Below are 1181 nucleotides of genomic sequence, written 5' to 3'. Positions count from 1 at the left end.
GGGCAAGGTCGATCCTTCGGTACTGCTCGGCCTCGGCCTCGCCGTCGAGGACGACATTGAGAACCGCAAGACCCATCACGACGACGAGCTCGACCACGAGCATGACGATTTCGATTCCTTCGTCATCGACATCCCGTCGATTGCCAATCCGGACGAGTTGGCAAAGCGCGTCGCCCTTGCCGCAGAGCAGGAAAATGTGTTGCGCGTCAAAGGCTTCGTCGAGGTCGGCGGCAAGCCGATGCGGCTTCTGCTCCAGGCCGTCGGCCCGCGCGTCAACCATTATTACGACCGCGCTTGGACAGCCGAAGACGAACGCCGCTCGCGGCTTGTCGTCATCGGCCTCAAGGGGCTGAACCGCCCGGCGATCGAGCGTATCCTCGCCGGCTGAGGGAAATCCGGACTGCGATGCATATCCTCGCCACAACATCCGCTTCGCTCGACGATCTCGCCGAGCCGATCGACCTCAGGCAGACGCCTGCGGATGTCGTGGCGCTGTCCTTCACCGACAGCGACCTCGCCGGCCTGGCCGCTGCTTGGAAGGCCGATGCCGCGCGGCTGCCCTCGATGCGGCTGGCGGCTCTTCGCGATCTTCGCCACCCGATGTCGGTCGATCTCTGGATCGACAGCGTCGCCCGCCACGCCAGGGTCGTCCTCGTCCGCATCCTCGGCGGCTATGACTGGTGGCGCTATGGTTGCGACCAGCTCGCCGCGGTGGCGCGCGAGCGCGGCATCAAGCTCGCGCTGCTGCCCGGCGAAAGTCATGACGAGGACCAGCGCCTGATCCAAGGCTCGACCCTGCCGCGTGCGGAGCTGGACGCCCTGCTCGGCTATTTCCGCGAAGGCGGGCCGGCCAATATGAGCGCACTGGTGCGGAGGCTGGCGCGGCTTGCGGGAGCGGATGCGGCGGTTGCCGAGCCGGTCGGCGTGCCGAAGGCTGGGTATTATCAGCCGGGAGTTGGTGTCGTTGAGAAGCCGAACCTTTCAGTGGTCGGCGATCCTTCGCCCCCCTCTCTGTCCTGCCGGACATCTCCCCCTCAAGGGGGGAGATCAGCCGTCACCAGCCTCGGCGCCTTTTCTTCGTCGGCATCAAAAGAGGCATCTGCAACGTCTGCGATTGGCGAAGCCGTCAATGACAGAGCAATCTCCCCCCTTGAGGGGGAGATGTCCGGCAGGACAGAGAG

At 65.4% G+C, this 1181-nt stretch carries 1 protein-coding gene and 1 pseudogene; both read left to right on the top strand.

Annotated features, from left to right (window positions below; genetic code table 11):
* On the top strand, window positions 1-388 hold a 388-nt coding region (locus EOA24_RS38625; RefSeq protein ID WP_189354625.1), incomplete at its 5' end, for a GTP-binding protein.
* Window positions 389-405: 17 nt separating this feature from the next.
* A pseudogene (locus EOA24_RS38620) lies at window positions 406-1181 on the top strand (cobaltochelatase subunit CobN); the annotation flags it as partial.

The organism is Mesorhizobium sp. M2A.F.Ca.ET.039.01.1.1 (assembly GCF_003998035.1).
Taxonomy (GTDB): domain Bacteria; phylum Pseudomonadota; class Alphaproteobacteria; order Rhizobiales; family Rhizobiaceae; genus Mesorhizobium.
This window is presented reverse-complemented; position numbering and strand designations above follow the sequence as displayed.